This window comes from Methanocalculus sp. (genome assembly GCF_030651615.1).
Lineage (GTDB): Archaea > Halobacteriota > Methanomicrobia > Methanomicrobiales > Methanocorpusculaceae > Methanocalculus.
This window is the reverse complement of the sequence record NZ_JAUSCG010000136.1, coordinates 1-4,259: the sequence shown is the minus strand read 5'-3', so window position 1 is coordinate 4,259 and position 4,259 is coordinate 1. Positions and strand designations below refer to the sequence as shown.

The following is a 4,259-nucleotide window of genomic DNA, read 5'->3' as shown; positions in this document are numbered from 1 at the left end:
CCAGACTTTGAGGATGGGATCGTCTGTTGGTTCAATCTCCACGATAATATCTTTATAATCGGGCATGCCGGTTGCATGGGTATATCCACCAGTAATCGCGTTTGCAAAGGGTCCAAGTGCGATAAAGACACATTTTTCTTTGAGGTCAACTGTCTCTTCTGTTGTGAGTACGACAGATCCATACGCACTCGTCACCCTTACCCGGTCTCCGGATTCGATCCCGAGTTCGAAGAGGTCCATCGGATGAATGAAGAGGGTGGATGTGGCGTTTCGGTACCCCTGCGAGAGTTTATGCTCAACGAACGCACCCTGGGAAATTGTTCTGCCAGATGAGAGTATAAACGTCATTCTTCGCCTCCCTGAAGTGCTTCAACGACACGGGCGACCCGGATAGCCTGATTTGGACAGTGATCCTCGCAGGTCTTGCAACCTGTGCATTTCTCTTCATGGAGCACCTTGTTCTGGCCGGTATCTACCCGCATGATCACCTCATCTGATGTGGATGTCCCGCTTGAGCGGAGTGACGGATCGATCTCTCTGTTCACCGGGCAGGAGACCGAACAATTCCCGCACCCCATGCATTTCTTCTGATCGATCGAGATATGATACGTGCCTTTGAGTGTCAGCTCTTCTCTCCTCTTATATTCAAGGATCCTGCCGCTAGCGAGGACATCTTCCGGGCAGGCCTCTATACAGAGGCCGCAACGGATACAATGACCTTTTTTAATCTCAGGCTGCCAGACTCCGGCACGCTGGACCACATTAATTGCATCTGGTGCCGGGCAGATCATCATGCATGCAAGGCAATGTGTACACTCTTTCTCTGTTGTTTGTGGAAAGTCCCGGAAGTAGGAAGGACTCTTGAGAGGTGCTGTTTTAGCAGTGAGGAATGATCGTATCCAGGTGGGGCGGAGGAACTCCTTGATGTAGTAAACAAACGAAAACACTGGGCTTACCTCTCCGTACAGGCGATGCAGGGATCTGAACTGATGAAGATCGCAGTGATGTCTGCTGCCGACTGTGCATTTTTCAGCATTGCATGGGCACAAACCTGAATATTCATGATCGAAGGTGTCTGGATGGCTATCTCAAGAATTCTGCCGTGTTCATCGGTTGTGAGGTCATAGAGGAGTTCTCCTCGCGGAGCTTCTCCTCTGTACCGGACCGTTCCTGCTTTGATCGTGCCTCCACCCCGGATTGGGCCTTCTTTCATCAGAGCAAGGGCTGTTCGGATCAGTCCTGTACTCTGAAATACCTCCTCGAACCTGACCATGATACGTGCATAGTTGTCTCCTTCATACCGGATGACCGGTTTAAAGTCAAGAAGACGATATGTCGGGTGTATATTCCTGAGATCATCTGGAATTCCACTTGCTCTGGCTGTTGGACCGGCCGCATGAGCTTCAATTGCTGCCTCCTTTGTCAGAAGACCGACGCCTTTTGATCTGAGTCCGATTAATGGTCCTGTCTCAAATATTCTGACGAACCGGGAGAGTTCGGAGTCTATATGATCGAGTGCGGTCCTGAGAGATGCTGCACCATCTGCTGAAAGGTCGCATCTGACACCACCGGGGATAATGAATGCACAGGTGACCCGGGCACCCGTGATCAGTTCGAGCTGATCCATCACCGTTTCACGGAGGTTCAGCAGGTACATCGCAAGCGTCTCATGCTCAATTGTGTAGCAGTATGAATAGTTTGCAAGGAGGTGGCTCTGCATTCTATCGAGCTCGTTCACGATCACCCGGAGATATGCGGCACGTTCAGTAGGAGCAATTCCACTGACGTTCTCAACTGCTTCGATGAATACGTAATTATGAACGACCGAACAGATCCCGCAGACCCGCTCTGCAAGGAACATCACCTCCTGCCAGGGTCTCCCACGCATGATCCGCTCAATCCCTTTCTTCACATAGCCGAGTTCGACTTCAGCTGAAAGAACAAACTCGCCTCGTGTCTCACATTTGATCCGGCAGGGCTCCTTAAAGAGGGGGTGCATTGGACCTATCGGAAGGGATACATCTACCGTCTTCTTCATCGGTTTGTCTCCTCGTAATCTTTGAAGATAAGTGGTGCAAGTGACAGAATTGTACTGATGATCTCTGTCGGGCGCGGGGGGCAGCCAGGTATTTCTGCTGCAATCGGGATATGTTTAGAAACCGGGGGATCGACAAGTGTCTCCGGCCGGTTGAAGACGCACCCGGATATCGGGCAGTTCCCGATGGCGACTGCTACTTTTGGGTTTGGAATCTTATCCCAGAGGGGTTTGAGTTTGTCCTCCCATTGCGGGCTGAATGCACCGGTTATAAGCAGAACATCAGCTTCCCTTGGATTGTTGTGGACATAGATCCCATATTGCTCGATGTCATAGCGTGGTGAGAGGCAGGCGAGGAGCTCTATATCGCATCCATTGCAGGATCCGACATTGACATATGCTACATGAATTGAGCGTGAACGGATGCTGTTCTTCAGACTCTGAAGAAGACTCATACCCTGATCAACTCCAGAATCTCTGTTTTTGCTTCAAGAATTGCCGTCTCTCTCGGAACACCATGCTCAATTTGTACATTAACGCCCTTTCTGATGCGAGCACCTTCTTCCCGTGTTAAAAGTTCTGCTGCCTGAGTTATCAACGGGATGCCAAGTGATTGTGAGATCAGATCATCTGTCTCCCTTGCTGCATCACATCGTGCCGGAAGGTTCTCTAAGAGGATCATATCACACCGTTCAATAAGTATCTTTCTGAGTTGCTGGCGTTTTATACCGAGTGTTGTGGCAATCTCCTGTACAACGGCATCATGCCGCCTGCTCTCAAGAATTAAGAGTTTCATCTGCCTGAGATCCTTTTCGTACAGGTACGTGGTCATACAATCATACCTCCCCTGAAGAGTCCGTATCCGGCAAATGCAAGAACGCAGCACCAGATAAGGATCATCTCGGTCTTCTTCAGATGCAGCTCATCAGAGATGAAGAGGGTTGACCCGACACCTATGAGGATTACTACTCCGATAGCGGCGGTAAAAAGAATGCTTTCGACTAATGTCCCCTGAACCATGAAGAGCACGATATAGAATATGGACGCGGCAAGCAGGCAGTAACGGATCAGGCTCATGCAAATACCCCCAGAAAAATGATGTAGATGGCGATCAGTCCGGTTGTGATGGTCTGAATTGAGACGGAGTCGTAAGGTGATAGCATCGGGGTTACCGCACAGACAAACGAGAGCGAGATCATCAGGAGTATGATCAGGAGGAGTGAGAGCGGAAGTCCCACCGGTCCGATGAAGACCAACACAAAGGTATAGAGGAGGACAAATGTCTTCATACCGAATGCTGCGTTGAAAAGTCCACGCCAGACTCCGAAATGTTCAGTCCAGTACCCTGACACAAGCTCTTTTGCTTCGATGATTGAGAACGGCCCGTAATGGATCTTTGAGAGTATTACCATATACAGTGCAATTGCCGCAGGAAGCGCAGGGATGAGGAGCGGCCCATAGACCGCCTGGTAAGCCGCAATGTCACTGATCATGAGGGACTCTGTGAAGAGGTAGATAAGTGCGACACTTGCCAGAAGCGGAAGCTCCGATGCCGCTGATATAACCGATCGAATAGCCCCGAATTTGGAATACGGTGATCCGGATGAGAGGCCTGTTCCATGTTCAACGATCTTGTGGATCAGATAGAGGGCAAAGAGGAGGAGCAGGCTTCCTCCTGTCATGAGGATGATGAGTGCTGCACTCCAGATCGCAATAGCTAAAGCGACGACCCCGACATATAACCCCTGACTGGCGGTCTTTAGTATCCATGTCTCTTTGAAGAGGAACTTCATGGTATGCAGAATCTCCTGCCAGATCGGCGGCCCCGGTCTCCCCTGCACCCGTGCAATCACCTTCCGATGAAGCCCGTGGAGCAGAAGGCCAAAAATCATTGCAGAGAGGAGATATTCGATCATGATCAGTACCCCATAAACGGAATATCTCCGTCTTTTAAGCTTGCAGAAAGGAGGAGTCCGATTGATATGATGAAGGCCGGGAAGATGATGATCGCAGCGAGTGCTGAGATAGCATACGTGATGGCTCCAAGATATGCCAGAGCAGATGAGAGGATAAGGATTATCCCTGAAAGAACGGCTGTCAGCTGGATGTGTAATCTCTTCATGATCAAATCACCAAAATGATCTCAACCACCCTGAGGAAGAGCAGAAGGGAGCTTACATGAACCATCAGGATAAACGGGGCTCCCTGAGCTCTTGTAATCTCT

9 protein-coding genes are annotated in these 4,259 nt (G+C 50.1%); all 9 read right to left on the bottom strand.

Features of this window, described 5'->3' with window-relative positions; translation table 11 throughout:
- A partial coding sequence (locus tag Q7V06_RS05945; protein ID WP_304839443.1) for a molybdopterin dinucleotide binding domain-containing protein occupies positions 1-348 on the bottom strand: 348 nt, incomplete at its 3' end.
- Positions 345-947: a 4Fe-4S binding protein gene (locus Q7V06_RS05940; protein ID WP_304839440.1), complete on the bottom strand. Its 603-nt coding sequence runs from the start codon at positions 945-947 to the stop codon at positions 345-347. The genes Q7V06_RS05945 and Q7V06_RS05940, both read right to left, overlap by 4 nt.
- Positions 948-952: 5 nt before the next feature.
- Positions 953-2,038 carry a nickel-dependent hydrogenase large subunit gene (locus Q7V06_RS05935; RefSeq protein WP_304839438.1) on the bottom strand — a complete coding sequence of 362 codons (1,086 nt, stop codon included), beginning with the start codon at positions 2,036-2,038 and terminating at the stop codon, positions 953-955.
- Positions 2,035-2,490 carry an NADH-quinone oxidoreductase subunit B family protein gene (locus Q7V06_RS05930; protein WP_304839435.1) on the bottom strand — a complete coding sequence of 152 codons (456 nt, stop codon included), beginning with the start codon at positions 2,488-2,490 and terminating at the stop codon, positions 2,035-2,037. The genes Q7V06_RS05935 and Q7V06_RS05930 overlap by 4 nt, the downstream gene beginning before the upstream one ends.
- Positions 2,487-2,867 (bottom strand): DUF1959 family protein, encoded by a 381-nt coding sequence (locus tag Q7V06_RS05925; protein WP_304839432.1) that lies wholly within the window; start codon positions 2,865-2,867, stop codon positions 2,487-2,489. The genes Q7V06_RS05930 and Q7V06_RS05925 overlap by 4 nt, the downstream gene beginning before the upstream one ends.
- Positions 2,864-3,112, bottom strand: a complete 249-nt coding sequence (locus Q7V06_RS05920; protein WP_304839430.1) for a hypothetical protein — start codon at positions 3,110-3,112, stop codon at positions 2,864-2,866. Before Q7V06_RS05920 ends, Q7V06_RS05925 begins: the two co-directional genes overlap by 4 nt.
- Complete coding sequence (locus Q7V06_RS05915) at positions 3,109-3,951, bottom strand: respiratory chain complex I subunit 1 family protein (RefSeq protein ID WP_304839427.1); 843 nt, start codon at positions 3,949-3,951, stop codon at positions 3,109-3,111. Before Q7V06_RS05915 ends, Q7V06_RS05920 begins: the two co-directional genes overlap by 4 nt.
- A 2-nt stretch (positions 3,952-3,953) precedes the next feature.
- Positions 3,954-4,157, bottom strand: a complete 204-nt coding sequence (locus Q7V06_RS05910) for a hypothetical protein (RefSeq protein WP_304839424.1) — start codon at positions 4,155-4,157, stop codon at positions 3,954-3,956.
- A 2-nt stretch (positions 4,158-4,159) separates the two neighbouring features.
- The gene (locus tag Q7V06_RS05905; protein ID WP_304839445.1) at positions 4,160-4,255 is read right to left on the bottom strand and encodes a hypothetical protein; all 96 of its coding nucleotides are present in this window, start codon (positions 4,253-4,255) and stop codon (positions 4,160-4,162) included.
- Positions 4,256-4,259: the final 4 nt, after the last annotated feature.